Below are 23,678 nucleotides of genomic sequence, written 5' to 3' on the forward strand. Positions count from 1 at the left end.
CCGGCCGGCCGACCCCCGCTGCGCACGAACCGGTCCTGCAACGTTGCCGAAAGTTTAGGTCCGGACCAACCGATTTTTACGGTGTACCCGCCGGCGTGGCATCCCGGCCTTGAAGAAACCAGAATGGTATTGTGAGAAGCAGGCTGGATCGCCATTTGCATGGCGGCTCCCAGCCCACCGAACCGCGAAGCAAAAAGGCCAGCCTATCCATGCGGAAAACCCTGCTGTTTCCACTGGGCGCGCTCACCGGAGCGTGTCTGACCCTTTTGGTAGCCAGTCCGCACGGCGGCGTTTGGGCGGCACGGGCGGCAGCGAGCGCGGATGACGCCTATTCCAAGCTCAATCTGTTCGGCGAAGTGTTCGAGCGGGTGAAGGCGAGCTATGTCGAGAAGCCTGACAATGCCAAACTGATCGAAGGCGCGATCACCGGCATGGTGACCTCGCTCGATCCGCACTCGCGCTACATGAACGACAAGGCCTGGACCGAGATGCAGGAGACCACCTCCGGCGAGTTCGGCGGGCTCGGCATCGAGGTCACGATGGAGGAGGGGCTGGTCAAGGTCGTCTCGCCGATCGACGACACGCCGGCATCCAAGGCCGGCATCATGTCGGGCGACCTCATCAGCAAGATCGACGGCGATGCCGTGCAGGGCATGACGCTCGAGCAGGCCGTCAACAAGATGAAGGGGCCGGTCGAGACCCAGACCAAGCTCACGATCGTGCGCAAGGGCGCCGACGCTCCGCTCGACGTCGCGATCAAGCGCGAGATCATCCATGTGCGTCCCGTGCGCTTCCACGTCGAGAACGGGGATATCGGCTATATCCGCGTCACCTCGTTCAACGAGCAGACCACCGATGGCCTGAAGAAGGCGATCGCATCGATCACCAAGGAGGTTCCGCCGGAGAAGCTGGTAGGCTACGTGATGGACCTGCGCAACAATCCGGGCGGATTGCTCGACCAGGCCGTGTCGGTGTCGAGCGCGTTCCTGCAGCGTGGCGAGGTCGTCTCGACCCGCGGCCGCAATCCGGAAGAGACCCAGCGCTTTACCGCCCATGGTGGCGACCTCACCAAGGGCAAGCCGCTGGTGGTTCTCGTCAACGGCGGCTCCGCCTCAGCCTCGGAAATCGTGGCCGGCGCGCTGCATGACCACAAGCGCGCGACGCTGATCGGCACGCGCTCGTTCGGCAAGGGCTCGGTGCAGACCATCATTCCGCTCGGCACCGGCAACGGCGCGCTGGCGCTGACCACGGCGCGCTACTACACGCCCTCGGGCCGCTCGATCCAGGCCCAGGGCATCGCGCCCGACATCGAGATCCTCCAAGACGTGCCGCCCGAGCTGAAGGGCCGGATGGACACCATGGCGGAGTCCCAGATGCGCGGTCATCTCCAGGCAGCCGACGGCACCGAGCAGACCGGATCGCAGTCCTATGTCCCACCGGAAGCGAAAGACGACAAGGCCCTGCATACGGCCTACGACTTCCTGCACGGCCAAACCGCGAATGCGGTCGCCGCCAAGCCGGCGTCGAAGGCTGCGGTGCCGAACTAGGCGCTCGCGACGGTAAGGTGTTGATCGCCCGGGAGCGGATAGCCGTTCCCGGGCGAACTTGTTTCGGGACGCTGTGTCAGCTCGGGTTCATGGCCGCGAAGGTGGCCTCGTAGCAGCCATCGCGCTCGGCCCAGCGGCGGGCGCGGTCGCGCTCGACCAGACCTCGCCGCCGGGATGAACCCGCAACTCCAGCAATTGCATGACCTCCGCGACACCTGCGTCGTGTGTATCGAGGAAAGCTTCTGGGAATGCCGCTGCGCCGACCACGAGGTCCGAACTAGCTTGCCTCGCGGCGGCGGCCTTCGTTGCCGCCGCGCCGGGCGAGACGGCTGCGATGAGCTGCGAACAGCTCCAGCACCTTGTCGGCGGGCTTTGCGGCGCTGAACAGATAGCCCTGCATCTCGGAGCAGCCGAGCGCGCGCAGCAACCGCTGCTGCTCCTCGGTCTCGACGCCCTCGGCCGTGGTGGTCATGCGGCGGGCGGCCGCGAGATTGACGACCGCCTGCACGATGCTGGCGGAGCCGTCGGGGCCGGCGATGTCGTTGACGAAGCAGCGGTCGATCTTGATCTTGTCGAACGGGAAGCGGTGCAGATAGCTCAGCGAGGAGTAGCCGGTGCCGAAATCGTCCAGCGCGATGCGGACGCCGATGGCGCGGAGTTGATGCAGGATCGCAAGCGCCGTGTCGTCGTCGCGGATCAGCACCGCCTCGGTGATTTCGAGCTCGAGCCGGCTCGCCGACAAATTGGAGGCGGCAAGCGCCGCCATGATCTTCAGCGCCAGCGTGCCGCTCTTGAATTGCACCGGCGAGACGTTGACGGCGAGGCGGATGTCGTCAGGCCAGTTCGCCGCGTCCCGGCAGGCGGTCGCCAGCACCCATTCGCCGATCTCGTTGATCAGGCCGGTGTCCTCGGCGATCGGAATGAACTCCGCCGGCGAGACCATGCCGCGCTCGGGATGGCGCCAGCGCACCAGCGCCTCGCAGCCGGTGATGCGGTCGTCCTTCAGGCTGAGGCAGGGCTGGTAATACACCTCGAGGCCGCCTTCGAGCCCGCCTTGAGCGATGGCGTGGCGCAGGTCGATCTCGAGCTGCCGCCGCTCGTGGATCTTGGCGTCCATCTCCGACTCGAAAAAGCGATAGGTGCGGCGCCCCGCGGCTTTGGCGGCGTACATCGCCATGTCCGCGTTCTTCAGGATCTGGTCCAGCGCCGTTCCATGTTGCGGCGCCAGCGCGATGCCGATGCTGGCGTCGGTGGCAAGATGATGCCCCATGCAGTCGAACGGCGCCCGGATGGCCTCAAACACCCGCGCGACGAGCTCGCTGACCTGATCCGGCGATGTCACCGCGCTCTGGACGATGGCAAATTCGTCGCCGCCGAGGCGCGCCACGAAGTCCGCCGGCCCCGCACAGCGGTGGAGGCTCTGCGCGACCGACTTCAGGAGCTCGTCGCCGACGAGATGCCCGAGCGCGTCGTTGACGCCCTTGAACTCGTCGATGTCGATGTAGTGCACCGCGAGTTGTTCGCCGCCGGCGACGAGATCGAGTTCCTGACGCAGATGCTCGTGGAACATGGTGCGGTTGGGCAGGTCGGTCAGTGCGTCGTAATGAGCGAGATGGGTGATGCGCTCCTCGATACGCCGGCGCTCCGTGATGTCCTCATGCGTCGCCACCCAGCCGCCGTCCGTGAGCGGTTCGTTCACGATCTGGATCGAGCGACCGTCGGAGGTCTCGACCACCATGGAATTGCGCACGTGGACGTCGCGCAGGACCCGTGCGACATACTGGTCCGCATCGCCGGTGAACGAGCCGGTGGCTTTGCGGTGTGCAATGATGTCGTGAAAGCTGCAGCCGGGTCTCACGATTTCGGCCGACAGCCCGTACATCTCGATGTAGCGCTGATTGCAGATCACGAGCTGCTGCGAGGCGTCGAACAGCAGCAGGCCCTGGGTCATGTTGTTGACGGCGCGGTCGAGACGCTGCTTTTCCAGCGTCAGCCGTTCCCGCGAAAGACGATGCTGCTCCAGGAGCTTGCGAACGATCGCGATCAACACGCCCGCGATGGCGAGCGCGGAAGAGGCCGCGACCGAGATCAGGATGCCGATCTGCTCGCGCCAGTCCGTCAGGGCCGTCGCGCGCGTCGTGGTGGCCATCATCAGGATCGGGAAGTGAGGCAGGGCATGTGAGGAAATCAGCCGGTCCTCGCCGTCGACGGGGCTCATGAAGCGGCCGGTAAAATGGTCGAGCCCGAAAACCCTTTGATGCGCGAACGGACCGTTCTTGAAATTCCGTCCCATCAATTCACTGGAATGGGGATAACGGGCGAGCATCGTGCCGTCCCGGTGCAGCATCGAGATCGTCGTGCTTTCGCCGAGCACGGCTGACTCGAAGAATTTTTCGAAGTTTGCCGGCTCGATGCCGCGTCCGACCACACCCATGAATTCGCCGTTCGGTCCGACGACCTTGCGCACGATCAGGATGGTCCATGCGCCGGAGATGCGACTGTAGAGTGGCTCGATCAGGACGTCGGGAGCGTCGGGATCGTACCGGAAGGTCTGGAAATAGGCGCGATCGGCAACGTTCACGTTCGGGGCCGGCCATGCCGCCGACGAATTGATCAAATTGCCTTCGGCATCTATGATATTGACGCCGCCCATGTAGGGCAGTGCTCGATCTTCGAACGCAGCATCCGGTGGAGGTCCTGGCCGGCGAGGCGCTTGCGATAGTCCGCCGCACTGGTGATGCCGCTTGCGCGGACGTAGTCGACGAAATCCTTCTGGATGACCGCGAAATCCTGCAATTGCTGGTCGAAATGATGGGCCAGCATCAGCACGGTGTTTTCCAGCTCGCGCCCGGAGCTGCGCAGCGCACGTTCGCGGAAATTCTGCGCCATCAGCGTCGCGCCGACGGCGATCGCAGCGATCAACAGCGTGCCGCCCACCACCAGCCAGCGGATCGGTCCGCTGCGCACGAAGGCCTGGTCAAAAAGGCGACTGCCGAATCCCGTCATCATGATCGATCGTTGTCGTGCACACGCCAGGGTCAATTCTTGGCCCCGGAAACATCCGTTGGTTTACGGGAACGGAGTGGAGGCGAAGTTAGCAAGCTGGGTTAATGGGCCGTGAAGGGACCCTCGCAAAAGCAATCAATATGCGATCGAGTATGGGCTGATTGCGCTCGCGATCGTCGCCGTGGTGGACGGCCTGGGCAGCAAGCTCAATTCAAAATTCGGGTCGATCAGCGCGTCGTTGAAGTAGCAGCCGCAATCAGACGCGGTAATGGCCGGACTTGCCGCCGAGCTTCTCGACCAGATGGATGCCTTCGATGCGCACGCCGCGCTCCACCGCCTTGATCATGTCGTAGATGGTGAGGCAGGCGACCGAGACGGCGGTGAGCGCTTCCATCTCGACGCCGGTCGGGCCCGTGACCTTCACGCTGGCGCGGACGAGGCAGCCCGGCAGCGTTGCGTCTGGCTCGATCTCGACCGTCACCTTCGACAGCGCGAGCGGATGGCAGAGCGGGATCAGCTCCGCGGTGCGCTTGGCGGCCATGATGCCGGCGATGCGGGCGGTGCCGAGCACGTCGCCCTTCTTGGCGTTGCCGGACACGATCAGGTCAAGCGTCGCCCTGGTCATGACGACGCGTCCTTCCGCGACCGCGAGCCGCTCGCTGGCGGGCTTGTCCGACACGTCAACCATCCGCGCCTCGCCGGAGGCGCCGATATGGGTGAGGGCAGGGCCGGTCTTGGTCTTGGACTGGGTCTTGGACTCGGACTTGGCTGGTTTCGTCGCGGTCGGCTTGCGGGCCATGTCAGCGCGTGCCCGTCGCGCGCGCCGTCGTCTCGCGCGCCAGCAATGTGCGCGTCGCAGCGGTAACATCGGCTTGCCGCATCAGGCTCTCGCCGACCAGGAAGGTCGACATGCCGACGCGCTCGAGCCGGGCGAGATCGGCGGGCGTGAAGATGCCGCTCTCGCCGACCATCAGCCGGTCGCCGGGGATCAGCGGCGCCAATGTTTCGCTGGTCGCAAGCGTGGTTTCGAAGGTGCGCAAATTGCGATTGTTAACGCCGATCATCGGCGAACGCAGCTTCAGCGCGCGGTCAAGCTCGGCGCGGTCGTGGATCTCGATCAGCACGTCCATGCCGTGGGCGATGGCGGCATCCTCGAGCTCCTTGGCCGCGGCATCATCGAGCGCCGCCATGATGATCAGGATGCAGTCGGCGCCGTGCGCGCGGGCCTCCGCCACCTGATAGATGTCGAACATGAAATCCTTGCGCAGCACCGGCAGTGACGTTGCCGCGCGGGCCGCCACCATGAAGTCGAGATGGCCCTGGAACGAGGGCGTGTCCGTCAGCACGGACAGGCAGGCAGCGCCGCCGGCCTCATAGGCCCTGGCCAACAGCGGCGGATCGAAATCGGCGCGGATCAGGCCCTTTGACGGCGACGCCTTCTTGACCTCCGCGATCAGCGCGTAGTCGCCATTGGCGTGCTTGGCCTTGATCGCGCGCAGGAAGCCGCGCGGTGCTGCTTGCGCCTTGGCCTTCGCCTCTACCGCCGACAGCGGCTGCGCGCGCTTGGCCGCAGCGATTTCTTCGCGCTTGTAGGCTTCGATCTTGGTCAAGATGTCCGACATGTCAGGCTCAGCCGTTCGAGACCGCGATCAAATGTTTCAGCCGCGCGCGCGCCGCGCCGCTGTCGAGTGATTTTGCGCCGATCACGACACCTTCCTTGAGATCCCCGGCACGCCCCGCCACGACCAATGCGGCAGCGGCGTTGATCAGCGCGACGTCACGGTAGGGGCTCGGTTTGCCGTCGAGCACGCCCTGCAAGGCGATAGCGTTGGCGTCGGCGTCGCCGCCTTTGAGTGCACCGGCCTCGCAGCGCGGCAGGCCCGCGTCCTCCGGCGTCACCTCGAAATTCCGGATCTCGCCATTGTGGAGCGCGGAGACGAAGGTCGGGCCGGTGAGGGTGATTTCGTCGAGGCCGTCTGAACCGTGCACGACCCAGGCGGATTCAGAGCCGAGGTTCTTGAGCACTTGCGCCAGCGGCTGCACCCATTGCCGGGAGAACACGCCGACCATCTGCCGCTTCACACCGGCCGGATTGGACAACGGACCGAGCAGGTTGAAGATCGTGCGTGTCGCAAGCTCCACCCGGGTCGGGCCGACGTTCTTCATGGCGGGATGATGGGCGGGCGCGAACATGAAGCCGATGCCGCATTCGCGTATGCAGCGGCCGACCTGCTCCGGCCTCAGATCGATCTTCACCCCGAGCGAAGCCAGCACGTCGGCAGCGCCCGAACGCGACGATAGCGCGCGGTTGCCGTGCTTGGCCACCGGCAGACCGGCGCCCGAAACGATGAAGGAGGCACAGGTCGAGACATTGACCGAGCCGGAGCCGTCGCCGCCGGTGCCGACAATGTCGACGGCGTCGGCGGGCGCATCGACCGTGAGCATCTTGGAGCGCATGGCCGAGACCGCGCCGGTGATCTCGTCCACGGTCTCGCCGCGTACCCGCAACGCCATCAGCAGGCCGCCCATTTGCGAGGGCGTAGCCTCGCCGGACATCACGGCGTCGAAGGCGGAAGCCGCTTCGTCACGCGACAGGCTGGCGCCGGTCGCCACTTTTCCAATGATCGATTTCAGGTCGTCCATCGCGTGCTTTCAACTCACTGGTTCGCGCCGGTCACCTGCGCGAAGGCGGCCTGATTAATCGTGGTCCCGATGTCGGTTTCAAGCTTGTTGACGTAGGACGCGACCTGCTCCTCGGTCTGCGCGCGGTCGAGACTGTCCTTCAGCTTCTTGACCGCATCGGAAGCGGCATCGACGGTGGGATCGATGATCTCGGTAACGCGGAACACGATCACCTCGGTGCCGCCGGTCACTGCCGTCTGCCCGACGCCGTCCTTGGCGACGCGGAAGGCGGCCGACACGATGGCCGCGGGCACGCTGGCGGGCGAGTCGTCCCGCTTGAAGCCGGTGGCGGTCTCGACCTTGGCGCCGATCGCGGCTGCTTCGTCGGCGAGCTTGCCGCCAGATTCGAGCTTCTGCACCATCTCGGTCGCCTTGGCCTTCAGCTTGGTCGCGATCTGGTCCTGGCGCCAGCGCACCTCGACCTGGTCGCGAACCTCGTCGAGATTGCGGTCGCGCGAGGGCGTGATGGCAAGCACGTCGTACCAGACATAGCCGCCCTTGAACGAGATCGAGTCGTTGTCGACGCCGACATCGGTGTTAAAGGCCTGCGACACCACGTCGAGGCCCTGCGGAATGCCGGAGACCGGCTGGCCGCTCGGCGCGCGGCCGGAACGGTCGACGGCGTCGATGGTCACGGCGGTGAGGCCGAGCTTCTGCGCCGCGTCGATCACGCTGGCACCGCCGCCGCGCTCGTCTTCCATCTTGTCGCGGAGATCGGCGACCTTGACGCGCGCACGCTCGGTGGCGATCTCGCGCTTGATGTCGGCGGCAACGCTCGCGTAGTTCGCCTCAGTGCCCGGCTCGATCTTTTCGACCTTGACGATCGACGTGCCGAGACGGCCCTGGATCGGCTGGCTGATTTCACCGGCGGGAAGCGCGAAGACAGCGTCTCCAACTGCGGGATCGAGCGAGGATTTGGTCACGAGCCCGAGATCGACGTCAGACGCGCTCAGTCCGCGCTCCTTGCCGAGGTCCTCGAACGACGTCCCGCTGGTGAGCCGCTCGCGTGCGGCCTGCGCCTCGGCGGCGTTGGGGAATACGATCTGCTGGATCTGGCGCTTCTCCGGCGTGCCGAGCCGGTCCTTGCGCTGGTCGAATGCTTTCTTGGCGTCCTCGTCCGACACCTCGCTCCACTTGCCGATCTCCTCCGGCGAGATCACGACGAACGCGATCTTGCGATATTCGGGCGCGCGGAACTGGACCTTGTGATCCTCGAAATAGGCGGCGAGCGCCTCCGGCGATGGCGCGTCGATGGTGCCTGCCTGAGCTGCGTCGAGCCTGACGAATTCAATGGCGCGCTGCTCGTTCTGGAAGCGCGTCAGCACGTCGAGCATCGCCTTCGGCGGCTCGAGGCCGGCACCGATCGTGCCGGTGATCTGCCGACGCAGTGAGACCTTGCGCTGCTCCGAAACGTAGCGCTGCTCGGTATAGCCGAAATTGCGGATCACGGACTGAAAGCGGTTCGAATCGAAGTTGCCGCCGACGCCCTTGAAGTTCGGGTCGTTCATGATGAGCTGGCGGATCTGGTCGTCGGACTGGCCGAGCCCGAGCCGGCGCGCCTCTTCGTCGAGGGCGGCTTCCGCGATCGTCTGCTGGAGCACCTGACGGTCGAGGCCGAAGGCGCGCGCCTGCTCAGGCGACAGCGGCCGGCCGAACTGGCGGCTGATCTGCTGGAGGCGATCAGTGTAAATCTGGCGGAACTCGTTCAACGAAATCTCGGTGCCGCCGACCTTGGCCACGGTGGACTGCCCAAAGCCCTTGAAGATGTCGGCAATGCCCCAAACGCCGAAACTGATGATCAGCACGCCCATCACAATGGCCATAATGGTCTTGCCGAGCCAGTTTGATGAGGCCTTGCGCATTCCTCGAAGCATTTGGTCCAACTTGTTTGGCAGGAGGGGAATGGGAGCGCGTCTTAATGCAGATTCCGCAAAAGCGCGTCACCAAATTGATCAATCATCATAAAGTGGTGGCTTTCCCCCCGCAACCTCGGGTCTAGCAGGCTTTCGATCCCTGCGGTTAAAAGCCCCTGGTCTCTGGAACTGCCACTGGACCTCTGCTAGCGCATGAACAAACCAAATTTTGCTGGAATTTGACATGACCGATGCCATCCGCCCCCTGATCGCCGGCAACTGGAAAATGAACGGCCTCAAGGCCTCGACTGCCGAATTCGACGCCATGCTCAATGGCGCGGCAGAGGTGGCCGGCAAAGCCGAGCTGCTGGTTTGCCCGCCGGCGACCCTGATCGCTGCCTTTGCCGAGAAGGCACGCGGCAAGAAGGTCGCGGTGGGGGCCCAGGATTGCCACCCCAAAGCCTCGGGCGCCCATACCGGCGACATCGCCGCCGAAATGCTAGCGGATTCGGGTGCGACCGCCGTCATCGTCGGCCATTCCGAGCGCCGCGCCGACCATGGCGAGGGCGATGCCCTGATCCGGCAGAAGGCTGAGGCCGCCTGGCGCGCCGGGGTGACGGCGATCGTCTGTATCGGAGAGACGCAGGGCCAGCGCGATGCGGGCCAGACCCTGGATATCCTGCGCGGCCAGCTCACCGGCTCGCTGCCGGATGGCTCGACCTCCGCCAATCTGGTCGTGGCCTATGAGCCGGTCTGGGCGATCGGCACCGGCCTGACCCCGACGTCTCGGGATGTCGAGCAGATTCATGGCTTTATCCGGGAATTCCTGACCTCCAGGTTCAAGGCCGACGGCGCCGGGATGCGCATTCTCTATGGCGGCTCGGTCAAGCCCTCGAACGCGGCCGAGCTGATGGCCGTGAAGAACGTCAATGGCGCGCTGGTCGGCGGGGCCAGCCTGAAGGCGGCCGATTTCCTTGCGATTGCGCAGGGCTGCCCTAATTAGGCAGGGCCGTCCCTGGCTGGTTCAAACCACTGGTCCGGGGCTGATCGGGGGTGGCAATGCCCCGTCCGATCGTGTAACACCGCGCAACTTCAGGAAAACCCCGCGAAGCACGATTGGCCGCCGTCTCGGCGCTGTCGGCTTGTGACGGAAGGACACTATGCAGACCGTTGTCATCGTCATTCACCTCATGATCGTCACCGTTATGATCGGCGCCGTCCTGCTCCAGAAGTCGGAAGGCGGGGGCCTCGGCATGGGAGGCGGCGCAGGCTTCATGTCGAGCCGCGGCACGGCGAACCTTCTGACGCGGACCACCGCGATTCTGGCCGTCGGCTTCTTCCTCACCAGCCTGTTCCTGTCCTGGTATGCCGGCTACGACCGCAAGCCGTCGTCGATCATCGGTGCGCCGGCGTCGCAGACACAGCCGGCCGGTGGCGGACCGATCGCGCCGCCGACCTCGGGTGGCATCCTGGATTCGCTGAAGAAGGCCGACGAGCAGCAGGCTCCGGCACCGAGCGGCCCGCAGGTACCGCGTTCGCAATAAAACAGGGGGGCCATGCAGGGCGGCTTCTACCGTCCTGGATCAACAATCCCTATCAAGGCTCTGTCACCACTCTCAGTTCTGGCTCACCCACAGCCCCGCAAAATGTTTGGGGCGGAATACGAATCGCTTTGGCGAATCGAATTCGAGGGATTAGAGGTTAAGCCCCATGGCGCGGTACATATTCATCACCGGCGGCGTGGTTTCTTCGCTCGGCAAGGGTCTGGCTTCAGCGGCACTCGGTGCCCTGTTGCAAGCTCGGGGCTACAAGGTCCGCCTCCGCAAGCTTGACCCCTATCTCAATCTCGATCCCGGAACGATGTCGCCGTATCAGCACGGCGAAGTGTTCGTGACCGATGACGGCGCGGAGACCGACCTCGATCTCGGTCACTATGAGCGCTTCACCGGGCGGCCGGCGACTAAGGCCGACAACATCACGACCGGGCGCATTTATCAGGACATCATCTCCAAGGAGCGGCGCGGCGATTATCTCGGCGCGACCATCCAGGTGGTTCCGCATGTCACCAACGCCATCAAGGATTTCGTCCTCGACGGCAACGACGATTACGACTTCGTGCTGGTCGAGATCGGTGGCACCGTCGGCGACATCGAGGGCCTGCCGTTCTTCGAGGCGATCCGCCAGCTCAAGAACGAGTTGCCGCGCGATCACGCCATCTACATTCATTTGACGCTGCTGCCTTACATCCCGAGCGCCGGTGAGCTGAAGACAAAGCCGACGCAGCACTCCGTCAAGGAGCTGCGCTCGATCGGCATCCAGCCGGACATCCTGCTCTGCCGTACCGATCGCGAGATCCCGAAGGAGGAACGGCGCAAGCTCGGGCTGTTCTGTAACGTGCGCGAGAGCGCCGTCATCGAGGCGCGCGACGCCGACAGCATCTACGCTGTCCCTCAGGCTTACCACGCCGCAGGCCTCGACGACGAAGTGCTTGCCGCCTTCGGCATCGGCTCGCGGATTCCGCCGGAGCTGCGGAGCTGGCAGCAGATCAACGAGCGCATCCGCAATCCCGAGGGCAACGTCACCATCGCCATCGTTGGTAAGTATACCGGCATGAAGGATGCGTATAAGTCGCTGATCGAGGCGCTCTCCCATGGCGGCATCGCCAACAAGGTGAAGGTCAATCTCGACTGGATCGAAAGCGAGATCTTCGAGAAGGAAGATCCCGCGCCGTTCCTCGAGCACGTCAACGGCATTCTGGTGCCCGGCGGCTTCGGCCAGCGCGGCGCCGAAGGCAAGATCCGCGCGGCGCAGTTCGCGCGCGAGCGCGACGTGCCGTATTTCGGCATCTGCTTCGGCATGCAGATGGCGGTGATCGAGGCAGCTCGGAATCTCGTCGGGATCGAGGAGGCCAACTCCACCGAGTTCGGCCCGACCAAGGAGCCCCTGGTCGGCCTGATGACGGAATGGCTGCGCGGCAACGAGCTCGAGAAGCGCACCAACGCCGGCGATCTCGGCGGCACGATGCGCTTGGGCGCCTATCCCGCGGCGCTCAATCGCGGCAGCCGCGTTTCGGAAGTCTATGGCGGCGCGACCGAGATTTCCGAGCGCCACCGCCATCGCTACGAGGTCAACACCGCCTATAAGGATCGCCTCGAGCAGCACGGGCTGAAATTCTCGGGCCTGTCGCCCGACGGCGTGCTGCCGGAGATCGTCGAGTACGAGGATCACCCCTGGTTCATCGGCGTCCAGTTCCATCCGGAACTGAAGTCGCGACCGTTCGAGCCGCATCCGCTGTTCGCGTCGTTCATTCGCGCGGCAATGGTTCAGAGCCGCCTGGTGTAATCGCTCAGCGCGTGGCGGTGCAGTCACCTGCAAGATGCATCGGCTCCGGCGCGGCCGGCATTGACGTATCAGGCGCAAGCGATCCCGTGACGAGCTTCATCTGCGGCCGTCGCGTCAGCTTGTAGACGGCGGCCGGCGGCACGTTCAGCAGGGCACGATCCACCAGCTTTGCGCGCAAGCCCAGCCGGTCGAGCACGGGCCGCGGGATCGGACAACTCATGCCGTAGGTGAACTGGTAGAAGGCGCCGCCGGGGCGGACATGACTGAACGCGCCACCGACGATCGAGACCACCTTGCGCGTCGACATGTTGAGCAGCGGCAGGCCGCTCACGACCGCGCCGACGGGCGCGCCGTCATAGAGGCGCTCCGTTGCGAGCCGCCCTGCATCCATCCACAAGACGCGCGCGTTCGGAAAACGCATCTGGAGCACCTTCATGAAGTCGGAGCCGTATTCGATCAGCGTGAGGTCCTGCTGGCGCACGCCGCGTTTGAGCAGCTTGTAGGTGAACGCGCCGGTGCCGGGGCCGAGCTCGAGAACAGGGCCGGTCGATGCGGTGATCTCGCGGGTGATGAGATCGGCCAGCGCCGCGCCTGACGGCGCGATCGCGCCGACGCGGCGCGGGGCTGACATCCATGACAGGAAGAACGAGAGGAAATCGTTGGGCATGCGCACTCCGGCATCTTGGTTGCGCCTCGCAGGTCAGAGGTGAGGCGGCCGAACAATCGCTTGAGTGCATTGCGACAGCATTGCGTGCCGCCTGTCGATTGCGTCAATTCTCCCGGACGGGCGGCAGTGACATCCTGAAGCACGCGCCGCCGATCGCTGTGTCCGCGACCGAGATGTGGCCGCCATGCAGGAGCACGATCTCGCGCACCATGTTGAGACCGAGGCCGGCACCGCGATCGAGCGGTGTCAGCCGGTAGAACGGTTCGAATATCTGTTCGCGCTGATCGGCCGGAATGCCGGCGCCTTCGTCCGTGACCTCGATGCTCGCGGGCCTGCTGACACGAATGCCTATGGTGCCGCGGCGCGGGCCGTGCTGGATCGCATTCTGCACAAGGTTGGTCAGCGCGCGCTCCAGCGCCGCCGCATCGCCGATCGTTTCGACCGGCGTGGAGGGGGCGTCGAGCGCCAACTCGTAGCCGGCGGCAATGGCCAGCGGCGCAAGATCTGCGGCCGCGCTTTGCGCGATTGCGACGAGGTCGACGCGCGTGAAGGGATGGCCGCAGCGGTCGAGCCTTTGAATGTCCAGCAGCTGCTCGGCAAGCGTTGCCAGGCGCGCGGAATCCTCCAGCAACCGGGTCTTGTCCGGCCCCGCTGGAAGCGACTCCAGCCGCGTGTTCAGGATCGCGATCGGTGTGCGCAACTCGTGTGCGGCATCGGCGACGAAGCGCTTGTGGCGGGCATAGCCCTGGTCTAGCCGCGCCAGCGCGTCGTTGACCGCGGTCACGAGCGGCACGACTTCCAGCGGAATCCGGTCCAGCGACAGCCGCGTGCCGCGTTGATGGATGTCGATGTGCCGCGCCTGGTCCGCCGTCGCATCGAGCGCCTCGAAGGCGCGCCGCACGATCATCGGCGTGGCGATGAACGTCGCCGTTCCCATGAGGAGCAGGCCAGGCAGGGCGATGCCGAGCAGTGCAAGCGATGTCATGATCAACGCTTTGGCGCCCGTGAGCTTGCCTTGCGTCGCCGTGATGATTTGCACATTGCCGGCGTCGGTATCGACCCGCTTCAGCCGCGCCGGGGGCTTGCGCGGATCGTCCTCGAACAGCTGCCAGCCGAGCCGGGCCTGGCTGATCTGGTCGAGGCCGCTGCCGATGGCGGCGAATTCGGCCGGCACGGCGCCTTCGCTGAGCGAATGTCCCTGCCTGTCGCGGACCAGGAACCAGAGATCGGGGGTCTCGCTGCGCAATTGTTTCAGCTCGGTCGTCGGCCGCAGGACCAGGTCGCCTTGCGCGTCGCGTCCGAGCGCGCGCTGGACGATATCGATCACGCGATCTTCGTCGCGCCCGGCGATCACGAATCCCGACGCGCTCAATGCCCCGACGACGACGGCAACGAGCGCCGTGAGCAGCACCGCCTGGAGCGACAGCAGGCGCCAGCTCAGCCGCGAGCGCAGGCAATAGGGTTCGTGGTGCTTGCTCATGGCAGCTTCTTCAAGAGATAGCCGACGCCGCGGATGCCGTGGATCTCCACGCGCGCATCGGCTTCCGAGAGTTTGCGGCGCAGGCGCGACACGTGCGTATCGAGCGCATTCGACTGGATCTCGTCGTCGAAACTGTAGACGGCTTCTTCCAGCGCGGAGCGCAGCACGGTCCGGCCCATGCGGCGGACCAGGGCTTCCAGCACGAGGAGCTCGCGCCGCGGCAGCTCGAGCGGAGCCCCGTCGATGCTTGCCTCGCGATGGCCGAAATCGAAGGCGAGGCGGCCGGCGTGCATGATGTCGGGATGCAGCCCGGCGGGCCGGCGCAGCACGGCGCGCAGTCGCGCCAGCAATTCCTCCACCGCGAACGGCTTTGACAGATAATCATCCGCCCCGCAGTCGAGGCCGGCGACCCGGTCGGCGAGTTCGCCGCGCGCCGTCAACACGATGATCGGCACGCCGTCGGCGCGCGCCCGCAGTTTCGGGATCAGGGTGAGACCGTCGCCATCGGGAAGCTGGCGATCGAGCAGGACGGCGGCGTGGACGTCGGCAGAAATGGCCTCTTCCGCCTCGGCAAGCGTGGGGGCGTGGTCCACGACCATGTCGTAGCGCTTCAGCGCCGACGCCAGCGCGTCGGCCATTTCGGCCTCGTCCTCGACGAGCAAAATCCGCATGATCCGCACCTCAACCTCAATCGCGCCATTCTAGCGGCCGTATCATTGCGGCAGCATTGCGGGAACCCGCTCTCGATGAAGCGGCTTGAGCGGGCTCTAGCCATGCACGGAACGCTACCGGGGCGGCTGAGCGGGCCTCAAGACACCGTCGGGGCCGGCCGTTATAACCGCCGGACCTGATCAGGGAGGAATACGAATGATCTACGAAATGCGCATCTATCGCTGCGTGCCCGGCCGCCTGCCGGCACTGCTCAAGCGGTTCGAGACCGTCACCCTGAAGGTGTGGGAAAAGCACGGCATCAGGCAGGCCGGATTTTTCACGACGCTGATCGGTGAATCCAACCAGGAGCTGACCTATTTCCTGGCCTGGGAGTCGCTCGCCGAGCGCGAGAAGAAGTGGGCCGCCTTCATGACCGATCCGGACTGGATGAAGGGGCGCGCCGAGAGCGAGGCGGACGGCCAGATCGTCGGCAACATCGTCAGCCAGATCCTGGCGCCGACCGCCTTCTCGGCGGTGAAGTAGAGGCGGCCGGCGCGAGGGCGTCGCGGAGAGCCTGGGCGCAACCCTGATATTCTGGGAGCCCAGGCCGAATGGGGTTGATCCGCCCTTCATCGCGGCTATGGTCGCGCCGGAACGAGGGATTTGCCTTGAGCTCTTCGACGTCAGCGGCGCCGGTCGTCACCATTGGCAAGGTCAAATTCGGCAATGATCTGCCGATCTCGATCATTGCCGGGCCGTGTCAGCTCGAAAGCCGCCAGCATGCGCTGGAGGTGGCCTCCGCGCTGAAGGAGATCGCCGCGCGGCTGCAGATCGGCCTCGTCTACAAGACCTCATTCGACAAGGCCAATCGCACCAGCGCGTCGGCCGCGCGTGGCCTCGGACTTGCACAATCGCTGCCGATCTTCGCCGAAATCCGATCGTCGCTCGGCCTGCCGGTCCTGACCGACGTGCATGACGCCGGGCAGTGTGCCGAGGTGGCGCAGGCGGTGGACGTGTTGCAGATTCCCGCCTTCCTATGTCGCCAGACCGATCTGCTGCTGGCGGCGGCCGCAACCGGCAAGGTCGTCAACGTCAAGAAGGGTCAGTTTCTTGCGCCCTGGGACATGGCCAACGTCGTGTCCAAGATCACGAGCGCGAACAATCCCAACGTGCTCGTCACCGAACGCGGCGCGTCCTTCGGCTACAACACCCTGGTCTCCGACATGCGCGCGCTGCCGATCCTGGCGCGCACCACCGGCGCCCCCGTGATCTTCGACGCGACTCATTCGGTGCAACAGCCGGGCGGGAAGGGGACGTCTTCCGGAGGCGAGCGCGAATTCGTGCCGGTGCTCGCACGCGCAGCCGTCGCCGTCGGTGTTGCCGGTATCTTCATCGAGACCCATCCCGATCCTGACAGCGCGCCGTCCGACGGACCCAACATGGTGCCGCTGCGCGAGTTCGAAGGGCTGATCCGAAGGCTGATGGCGTTCGACGCGCTCGCCAAGGATTCGACCAAAGCCGACCCGCGCTGATGCAGCAAGGCGAGGCGCGGGCGCACGATCACGGCCTGCCGGCCGCGCTTTACGTCATCTCCGGTGCAAGCTTCGCCGCGGCGCTCTCCGCGCGCGCGCTCGATCCGGTGCTGCCGCACGTCGCGGAGGACTTTGGCGTCAGCATCGCGACCGCTGCCGGTTTTGCCGCGGTGTTCGCCTTCACCTTCTCGATCATCCAGCCGATCGTCGGCGCCGCCGCCGATCTGTTCGGCAAGACGCGGCTGATGATCGGCTGCCTCGCGCTGCTCGGCCTTGCCAACATCCTGGGGGCGCTCTCGAGCTCATTCTCGGTTCTGTTCGCGACCCGTATCCTCGCCGGTATCGGCTCCGGCGGCGTGTTTCCGGTGGCGCTCAGCCTGACCAGCGATCTCGTCGGTCCGGAGAAGCGCCAGGTCGCGATCAGCCGCACGCTCGCCGGCGCGATGGCGGGCAATCTCCTCGGCGCCTCGGCCTCCGGCCTGATCGGCGATTTCCTCGGCTGGCGCGGCGTGCTGGCGGTGCTCGGCGCGCTGGTGATCGTTGCCTCGATCGCGGTCGCCGCCGGTTTTCGTGGCGCCAAGGTCAAGCATCCGCCGAAGACGAGCCTGTCGGCGCTGAAGGCGGGCTATCGCACCATCTTCACCAACCCGAACGCCTATGTCTGTTATGCGGCGGTGTTCATCGAAGGCTGCTGCGTGCTCGGCCTGTTTCCCTACATCGCTTCGTTCCTGTTCGAGCTCGGTCAGACCTCGCTCTCGATCGCGGGCATCGTCATCGCGGGCTTTGCGGTCGGCGGCTTGTTCTACACGCTGACGGTGTCGCGCCTGCTGCCATGGCTGGGCATGAAGGGAATGATGATCGCGGGCATGACGCTGGTGGCTTCGCAGCTCGTTGCCGTCGGCTTCGGCCTGCGCTGGGAAGTCCAGGCGTTCAATCTCATCGTGATGGGATGGGGCTTCTACATCGCCCATGGCTGCCTTCAGATGTTTGCCAGCGAACTCTCGGTCGAGGCGCGCGCAACCGCGTTGTCGCTGCATTCGTTCTTCTTCTTCATGGGGCAGACGGTGGGGCCGCTCGCCTATGGACTTGGCCTCCAGCATGGCGGCAAGATGCCGACCCTGTTCGCGAGCGCCGCGATCATGGTCGCGCTGGGCTTCGCCTGTGCGCGGCTGTTGAAACAGCGGGCGCCATCGGATGCAGTCGCCTAAAAGATGTCTAGCGCCTGACGCGGCGTATCGTCATTTAGAACCTCCTTTCCTCAGTTTTTGCTTCATCTGGGAAAGCATCTTGGGGCCCCCCGCCGATAGTCTCTCGGCAATCGCACCAAGATCCGGATCAGCATTACGATATTTGCTGCCCCATAAGCCAAGCTCGGCGAGGACAGGCAGCAGATCAATGCCCGCCTCCGTAAGGCGATAAATCGCCTTCAGTTTATGCGTGGGGTCGTCATGACGGGTAAGGACGCCGCCTTCTTGCAGCGTTTGAAGCCGCTCCGCAAGCGTCCGCGATGATATCGATTCATCGGACTGCAGAAATTCCCGGAAGTGCTGTTTCCCCGCGAAAACGATGTCACGCACAATCAGCAGCGTCCAGCGATCGCCGAGCAACTCCAGCGACAGACTGATTGGGCAACCTGATCGCTGTCTTCCCGACATCCGTAGTTCCCTTTGTAAATCGATTTACTATTGACATCATTCGATGATGGCGTCAATGCTTCCAAATGTAAATCAGTCACAAAGTCTCAGTGCTGGAGGAGTGGTGGAAAATGCCGGCAGATATTCATCAGGTTGGAAGCGGCGGCTTTTACATATTTCAGAAGGTGACAGAGCTCCTGGGCAGGAAACTGCGCAAAGACGTGACTTATCGATCTGTCCCGCTCGATGACGCCCGCAGCAGCATGATCGCAAACGGGATATCAGCCAGCTTCACGGAAGCGTTGATCGAAACCCCAGCGAGCTTCAATCGCCAAGAGCGATGGGCACTCGACACGCCAGCTTCAGAAAACACAACTCGAACGACCTTCAAACAATGGGCTGCTGAATCGTTCGCAACTTCGATCCTTGCATGATTCGAGAGAATAGACCGATGCGAAAACTTATCCTTCAGATGCAGGTGTCAGCCGATGGCTTTGTCGGCTCCTACGGAACGGTAAATTGGCAGCTATGGGGTTGGGGTGACAACAACTTTTGGGATGATGAACTGAAGCGCGATTTCAATGCACACTTCGAGCGCATCGACACGATTCTTCTCAGTCGGAAGATGCTGAATGAAGGGTATCTACGGCATTGGGAGAACGCAGCGAACCGCTACCCAACTGAGCCATTCTACGCGTTCGCTAAGCGTATCACAGAAATGAGCAAAATGGTTCCGACGAATAAGCCAACGGAGCCGGCGTGGGAACGAACCACGCTTGTCAGCGGAGATTTGCACGAGGTGGTCGGCGCCTTAAAGAGCCAACGAGGGCGCGACATTGGCGTGTTCGGTGGCGCGGGGTTTGCCGCGGCGCTGATCGAACAAGGTCTCGTTGACGAGTTTCAATTCTACGTCAACCCGGCGGTATTGGGTGACGGCGTCAGGATCTTCGCGGCGTCGGGGTTCAGGAAGCTAAAATTACTCGAGGCCAAGGCTTATTCGAGCGGCATGGTTGTTAGCCGCTATACCTCGTCCCCCGAGCGAGCAAATCTTCGCGGTCGAGACCGAACGCGGTGAGTCAGAAACGGTCTCTTCAAGCTCAGCCCCGGCCGCGATAGGGCGCGACGCCCTGCTCGGGCACCCACAATCCCTTCGGCGCGCGGCCCGTCTGCCAGAACACGTCGATTGGAATGCCGCCGCGCGGATACCAATAGCCCCCGATGCGCAGGAACTTCGGCTTGATGTCGCTCGCGATGCGCTTGCCGATCATCACGGTGCAGTCCTCGTGGAAGGCGCCGTGATTGCGGAAGCTCGCGATGTAGAGCTTGAGCGACTTCGATTCCAGCAACCATTGGCCGGGGGCGTAGTCGATCATCAGATGTGCGAAATCCGGTTGTCCCGTGACCGGGCAGAGCGAGGTGAATTCCGGCACGGTGAAGCGTACCAGATAGTCCGTGCCCTTTTGCGTGTTCGGCACGCGGTCGAGCTGCGCTTCTTCCGGTGTGTGCGGCCATTCGACCGCGCGGCCCAGCTGAAGGGATTTCTTCGCCATTGTCGTCACATCCTGTTCCGCGTGCCGGGATGGACGCAAATGCCGCTGTCGTCAACCGGCGGCGACCGTCTGGATCATGACGATCCGGTCGTTGCCGGATTCGCAGCCCCAGAGCTCGCCCGGCCTCCCGTCGAGCTGGCGCACATTGGCGTTAGCCTTGTCGCTGGCGAACACGTTGAAACGCTCGGTGGCGGGATCGAAGCGGACGATGGCGTTGGCGGAGAAATCGGTCAGCCAGATTTTGTCCTTGTCATCGACATAGACCGCGTAGGTGCGGGGACGCTCGCCGGGCAGCTTCCAGGTCTTCCAGGAGGCTTCCGCGGGATCGTGCACCGAGACGTGGCCACTGTTCCACTCGCTGACCCAGATCCGGCTTTTCGAATCCGACCAGACCCGTCGCGAACCCTGGCTCGGCGTCGGCGGCTCGACCACACTGGCGCTGCCCGTCGCCGGATCGATCCTGGCAATATAGCTGCCGGCAAGCGAGGCATACCAGACGTCGCCCTTGGGCGTGACGGTGATTCCGCAGGGGCCGACGCCCTTGGGCGCCCTGAACACGTCCATCCCGCCCGCGTTCGGCTTGAGGCGGCCGTAATAGCCGGACTGGCCGGTGAACCAATAGGTGCCGTCCTTGTCGAACACGCCGGTGTTGAGATTGGCGTAGGCGAACTTCTCGGGCAGGCGGAACAGGGTGACCTTGAGGTCGGAAGGATCGACGCGGGCGATCGCATTCTGGCCGCCCTCGGTGATCCAGGGCGCGCCGTCGGGGCCGATGGTCACGCCGTGCGGGGCGGCGCCCTGGCCGAGGCTGACCGTCTTATGGCTGCCATCCTTCGGATCGAGCCTGCCGAGCAGGCCCTTGCCCTGGGCCGTAAACCAGACCGTGCCATCGGGAGCGGGAGCGAGGTCGTGCAGACCGATGCCGGAGCTAATGGGGTAGTATTTTGTCCGGAACGGGCCTTCCTGCGCAAAACTCGGGCGGGTCGCGAGGAGGGCGATGCTCGAGGCAAGAAACTGGCGGCGATTCATGGCGTTACCCCGACCGTTTCAGATTGAGGTTTTGCGGCAGACCAGATGCGGTCAACCTTAGTCCGAGCCGCTTCACGCGTCAGTCGAAGCCCACCCTCCAAGCGTTCACATTTGCTTGCGGTCCGTGTAAGACCCGCGGCACCGATCAGCCCTAACGAACGGAAGTGCACATCATGACCGCCATCATCGACATCATCGGCCGCGAAATTCTCGATAGCCGTGGCAATCCCACCGTCGAGGTCGACGTCGTGCTGGAAGATGGCGCGCTTGGCCGTGCTGCCGTGCCGTCCGGCGCCTCCACCGGCGCCCATGAGGCGGTGGAACTACGCGACGGTGACAAGACTCGCTATCTCGGCAAGGGCGTCACCAAGGCGGTCGGCGCCGTCAACGGCGAAATCTTCGAGGCCCTGAGCGGCCTCGATGTCGAGCAGCAGGCCCAGCTCGACCAGATCATGATCGACCTCGACGGTACGCCGAACAAGAGCCGGCTGGGCGCCAACGCCATCCTCGGCGTGTCGCTCGCCTGCGCCAAGGCGGCCGCGAACTCGCTCGACATGCCGCTCTATCGTTACGTTGGCGGCACCTCGGCGCGGCTGCTGCCGGTGCCGATGATGAACATCATCAATGGCGGCATGCACGCCGACAATCCGATCGACTTCCAGGAGTTCATGATCCTACCGGTTGGCGCGTCCTCCTTTGCCGAGGGCTTGCGCTATGGCGCGGAGGTCTTCCACACCCTGAAGTCCGAATTGAAGAAGGCCGGCCACAACACCAATGTCGGCGATGAGGGCGGCTTTGCCCCGAACCTGCCGTCGGCGGACGCCGCGCTCGAATTCGTCATGAACGCGATCGGCAAGGCCGGCTACAAGGCGGGCTCCGACATCGTCATTGGCCTCGACTGCGCCTCGACCGAGTTCTTCAAGGACGGCAAATACGTCTACGAGGGCGAGGGCAAGACCCGCTCGATCTCCGAGCAGGCCAAGTACCTTGCTGATCTCGTCTCGCGCTATCCGATCGTGACCATCGAGGACGGCATGTCGGAAGACGACATGGACGGCTGGAAGGAGCTGACCGACCTCGTCGGCAAGAAGTGCCAGCTCGTCGGTGACGATCTCTTCGTCACCAACGTCAAGCGCCTCGCCGAAGGCATCAAGGCCGGACGGGCCAATTCGATCCTGATCAAGGTCAACCAGATCGGCACGCTGACCGAGACGCTCGCCGCCGTCGAGATGGCGCACAAGGCCGGCTACACCTCGGTGATGTCGCACCGCTCCGGCGAGACCGAGGATTCTACCATCGCCGACCTCGCGGTCGCCACCAATTGCGGTCAGATCAAGACCGGCTCCCTTGCGCGCTCCGATCGCACCGCCAAATACAACCAGCTCCTGCGCATCGAGCAGCAGCTCGGCAAGCAGGCGCTCTACGGCGGCAAGGCGGCACTGAAGGCGCTGGCATAAGCCAGCGGTCGGACAAGAACAGGGGAGGATCGACATGAGCGACGGCAAGAACGGCCTGCAACTGCGTTCGCTGATCAAGAAGAGCGGTGAGCTCGAAATCTCGCTGCTCGACGTGCCGACCCCCGAACCCGCCGCGGACGAGGTTGTCGTCCGCGTCGAGGCCGCGCCGATCAACCCGTCCGACCTCGGGCTCTTGATCGGCGCGGCCGACATGAGCACGGCAAAGGCTTCGGGCACCAAAGAAGCTCCCGTCATCACCGCGAAAGTGCCGGAAGGCGCGATGCGGGCGATGGCAGGCCGGCTCGACGAATCCATGCCGGTCGGTAACGAAGGCGCGGGAGTCGTGATCAGGACCGGCTCCTCGGATGCCGCGAAGGCGCTGATGGGCAAGACCGTCGCCATGATCGGCGGCGCGATGTACACGCAGTATCGCACGTTGAAAGTGCGCGAGTGCCTGCCGCTGCCGGAAGGCACCACGCCGGCCGAAGGTGCCTCCTGCTTCGTCAATCCGCTCACCGCGCTCGGCATGACCGAGACCATGCGACGCGAGGGTCACAAGGCGCTGGTGCACACTGCGGCCGCCTCCAATCTCGGGCAGATGCTGAACAAGATCTGCATCAAGGACGGCATCCCGCTGGTCAACATCGTGCGCAGCAAGGAGCAGGCCGACATCCTGCACAAGATCGGCGCCAAATATGTCGTCGATTCCAGCGCACCGAGCTTCCTCGGCGATCTCACCAATGCGCTGGTCGAGACCGGCGCCACCATCGCCTTCGACGCCATCGGCGGCGGGAAGCTCGCCGGAGACATCCTCAACTGCATGGAAGTCGCGATCAACAAGACCGCGAAGGAGTACAGCCGCTACGGCTCCAACGTGCACAAGCAGGTCTATGTCTATGGCGCGCTCGATGTCCGCCCGATTGAGCTGCCGCGCGGCTTCGGCATGGCCTGGGGCGTCGGCGGCTGGCTGCTGTTTCCGTTCCTGATGAAGATCGGGCAGGCGGACGGGGCCAGGCTGCGCCAGCGCGTCGTCGACGAACTGAAGACCACGTTTGCCAGCCACTACACCAAGGTGGTGTCGCTTTCCGAGGCGCTCGATCCCGCCAACATCGCGGTGTACGCCAAACGCGCCACTGGCGAAAAATTCCTCATCAACCCGAACAAATAATCGGGACGTGCGACGGCACGTCACCGAAAGAAGGTCTTGCCTTCTGAGCGAAGCCGGGGATTATTCCGCCGCCATTTGCA

The 23,678-nt window shown here is 64.4% G+C and carries 22 protein-coding genes and 1 pseudogene; 12 read left to right on the forward strand and 11 right to left on the reverse strand.

The window, feature by feature from the left end:
- Positions 1–209 precede the first annotated feature (209 nt).
- Positions 210–1,547 carry a S41 family peptidase gene (locus IVB32_RS11140; RefSeq protein ID WP_026233497.1) on the forward strand — a complete coding sequence of 446 codons (1,338 nt, stop codon included), beginning with the start codon at positions 210–212 and terminating at the stop codon, positions 1,545–1,547.
- Between the two features lie 277 nt (positions 1,548–1,824).
- Here the strand turns inward: IVB32_RS11140 and IVB32_RS11145 are convergent.
- Positions 1,825–4,556 (reverse strand): annotated as a pseudogene (locus IVB32_RS11145) (EAL domain-containing protein).
- Between the two features lie 142 nt (positions 4,557–4,698).
- On the opposite strand from IVB32_RS11145, the gene IVB32_RS11150 reads away from it, so the two are divergent.
- A complete protein-coding gene (locus tag IVB32_RS11150; protein ID WP_085353576.1) occupies positions 4,699–4,800 on the forward strand; it encodes a Flp family type IVb pilin in 102 nt (33 codons plus the stop codon).
- A 9-nt stretch (positions 4,801–4,809) separates the two neighbouring features.
- On the opposite strand, the gene moaC is transcribed toward IVB32_RS11150, so the two are convergent.
- The 4 genes from moaC to IVB32_RS11170 are packed head-to-tail and all read right to left on the reverse strand — an operon-like array spanning position 4,810 to position 9,109.
- Positions 4,810–5,352: a cyclic pyranopterin monophosphate synthase MoaC gene (moaC, locus tag IVB32_RS11155; RefSeq protein WP_247296584.1), complete on the reverse strand. Its 543-nt coding sequence runs from the start codon at positions 5,350–5,352 to the stop codon at positions 4,810–4,812.
- Position 5,353: 1 nt separating this feature from the next.
- On the reverse strand, positions 5,354–6,175 hold the full coding sequence (gene trpC, locus IVB32_RS11160; RefSeq protein ID WP_018458078.1) for an indole-3-glycerol phosphate synthase TrpC: 822 nt from the start codon (positions 6,173–6,175) through the stop codon (positions 5,354–5,356).
- A 7-nt stretch (positions 6,176–6,182) separates the two neighbouring features.
- Positions 6,183–7,196, reverse strand: a complete 1,014-nt coding sequence (trpD, locus tag IVB32_RS11165) for an anthranilate phosphoribosyltransferase (RefSeq protein ID WP_085362122.1) — start codon at positions 7,194–7,196, stop codon at positions 6,183–6,185.
- A gap of 14 nt (positions 7,197–7,210) precedes the next feature.
- A complete protein-coding gene (locus IVB32_RS11170; protein WP_247369909.1) occupies positions 7,211–9,109 on the reverse strand; it encodes a peptidylprolyl isomerase in 1,899 nt (632 codons plus the stop codon).
- Between the two features lie 223 nt (positions 9,110–9,332).
- Here IVB32_RS11170 and tpiA point away from each other — a divergent pair, with 223 nt between their 5' ends.
- The 3 genes from tpiA (at position 9,333) to IVB32_RS11185 (ending at position 12,430) form a co-directional block, all read left to right on the forward strand.
- The gene (tpiA, locus tag IVB32_RS11175) at positions 9,333–10,091 is read left to right on the forward strand and encodes a triose-phosphate isomerase (RefSeq protein ID WP_085353242.1); all 759 of its coding nucleotides are present in this window, start codon (positions 9,333–9,335) and stop codon (positions 10,089–10,091) included.
- Between the two features lie 157 nt (positions 10,092–10,248).
- The gene (gene secG / locus IVB32_RS11180) at positions 10,249–10,632 is read left to right on the forward strand and encodes a preprotein translocase subunit SecG (RefSeq protein WP_247296588.1); all 384 of its coding nucleotides are present in this window, start codon (positions 10,249–10,251) and stop codon (positions 10,630–10,632) included.
- 166 nt (positions 10,633–10,798) lie between these two features.
- The gene (locus IVB32_RS11185; protein WP_007590604.1) at positions 10,799–12,430 is read left to right on the forward strand and encodes a CTP synthase; all 1,632 of its coding nucleotides are present in this window, start codon (positions 10,799–10,801) and stop codon (positions 12,428–12,430) included.
- A 4-nt stretch (positions 12,431–12,434) separates the two neighbouring features.
- On the opposite strand, the gene IVB32_RS11190 is transcribed toward IVB32_RS11185, so the two are convergent.
- From IVB32_RS11190 to IVB32_RS11200, 3 genes are all read right to left on the reverse strand, one after another.
- Positions 12,435–13,097: an rRNA adenine N-6-methyltransferase family protein gene (locus IVB32_RS11190; protein ID WP_018458074.1), complete on the reverse strand. Its 663-nt coding sequence runs from the start codon at positions 13,095–13,097 to the stop codon at positions 12,435–12,437.
- A 103-nt stretch (positions 13,098–13,200) separates the two neighbouring features.
- Positions 13,201–14,577: a HAMP domain-containing sensor histidine kinase gene (locus IVB32_RS11195; RefSeq protein ID WP_247296590.1), complete on the reverse strand. Its 1,377-nt coding sequence runs from the start codon at positions 14,575–14,577 to the stop codon at positions 13,201–13,203.
- On the reverse strand, positions 14,574–15,248 hold the full coding sequence (locus IVB32_RS11200) for a response regulator transcription factor (RefSeq protein ID WP_085353237.1): 675 nt from the start codon (positions 15,246–15,248) through the stop codon (positions 14,574–14,576). The genes IVB32_RS11195 and IVB32_RS11200 overlap by 4 nt, the downstream gene beginning before the upstream one ends.
- Before the next feature lie 196 nt (positions 15,249–15,444).
- Here IVB32_RS11200 and IVB32_RS11205 point away from each other — a divergent pair, with 196 nt between their 5' ends.
- The 3 genes from IVB32_RS11205 to IVB32_RS11215 all read left to right on the forward strand — a co-directional run bounded on the left by IVB32_RS11205 (position 15,445) and on the right by IVB32_RS11215 (position 17,968).
- Positions 15,445–15,771, forward strand: a complete 327-nt coding sequence (locus IVB32_RS11205) for an NIPSNAP family protein (RefSeq protein ID WP_007590607.1) — start codon at positions 15,445–15,447, stop codon at positions 15,769–15,771.
- Positions 15,772–15,896: 125 nt separating this feature from the next.
- Positions 15,897–16,760 (forward strand): 3-deoxy-8-phosphooctulonate synthase, encoded by an 864-nt coding sequence (gene kdsA / locus IVB32_RS11210; protein WP_018458071.1) that lies wholly within the window; start codon positions 15,897–15,899, stop codon positions 16,758–16,760.
- Entirely contained in the window at positions 16,760–17,968 is a 1,209-nt protein-coding gene (locus tag IVB32_RS11215) for an MFS transporter (RefSeq protein ID WP_018458070.1), read from the forward strand. Before kdsA ends, IVB32_RS11215 begins: the two co-directional genes overlap by 1 nt.
- A 30-nt stretch (positions 17,969–17,998) precedes the next feature.
- Here the strand turns inward: IVB32_RS11215 and IVB32_RS11220 are convergent, their stop codons facing one another.
- A complete protein-coding gene (locus IVB32_RS11220) occupies positions 17,999–18,415 on the reverse strand; it encodes a helix-turn-helix domain-containing protein (protein ID WP_204511304.1) in 417 nt (138 codons plus the stop codon).
- Between the two features lie 110 nt (positions 18,416–18,525).
- On the opposite strand from IVB32_RS11220, the gene IVB32_RS11225 reads away from it, so the two are divergent.
- Entirely contained in the window at positions 18,526–18,828 is a 303-nt protein-coding gene (locus tag IVB32_RS11225; protein WP_247296595.1) for a hypothetical protein, read from the forward strand.
- A gap of 17 nt (positions 18,829–18,845) precedes the next feature.
- Positions 18,846–19,469: a dihydrofolate reductase family protein gene (locus tag IVB32_RS11230; protein WP_085395044.1), complete on the forward strand. Its 624-nt coding sequence runs from the start codon at positions 18,846–18,848 to the stop codon at positions 19,467–19,469.
- A 22-nt stretch (positions 19,470–19,491) separates the two neighbouring features.
- Here IVB32_RS11230 and queF read toward each other — a convergent pair whose 3' ends face one another.
- The gene (gene queF, locus IVB32_RS11235; protein WP_247369913.1) at positions 19,492–19,944 is read right to left on the reverse strand and encodes a preQ(1) synthase; all 453 of its coding nucleotides are present in this window, start codon (positions 19,942–19,944) and stop codon (positions 19,492–19,494) included.
- Between the two features lie 51 nt (positions 19,945–19,995).
- Positions 19,996–20,973, reverse strand: a complete 978-nt coding sequence (locus IVB32_RS11240; protein WP_247410368.1) for a lyase — start codon at positions 20,971–20,973, stop codon at positions 19,996–19,998.
- Between the two features lie 173 nt (positions 20,974–21,146).
- Here IVB32_RS11240 and eno point away from each other — a divergent pair, with 173 nt between their 5' ends.
- Both eno and IVB32_RS11250 read left to right on the forward strand, forming a co-directional pair.
- A complete protein-coding gene (gene eno / locus IVB32_RS11245; protein WP_018458064.1) occupies positions 21,147–22,430 on the forward strand; it encodes a phosphopyruvate hydratase in 1,284 nt (427 codons plus the stop codon).
- A 34-nt stretch (positions 22,431–22,464) separates the two neighbouring features.
- Positions 22,465–23,598: a zinc-binding dehydrogenase gene (locus IVB32_RS11250; protein WP_247296600.1), complete on the forward strand. Its 1,134-nt coding sequence runs from the start codon at positions 22,465–22,467 to the stop codon at positions 23,596–23,598.
- The last annotated feature ends 80 nt before the right edge of the window (positions 23,599–23,678 follow it).

This window comes from Bradyrhizobium sp. 23, assembly GCF_023073295.1.
GTDB lineage: Bacteria > Pseudomonadota > Alphaproteobacteria > Rhizobiales > Xanthobacteraceae > Bradyrhizobium > Bradyrhizobium canariense_D.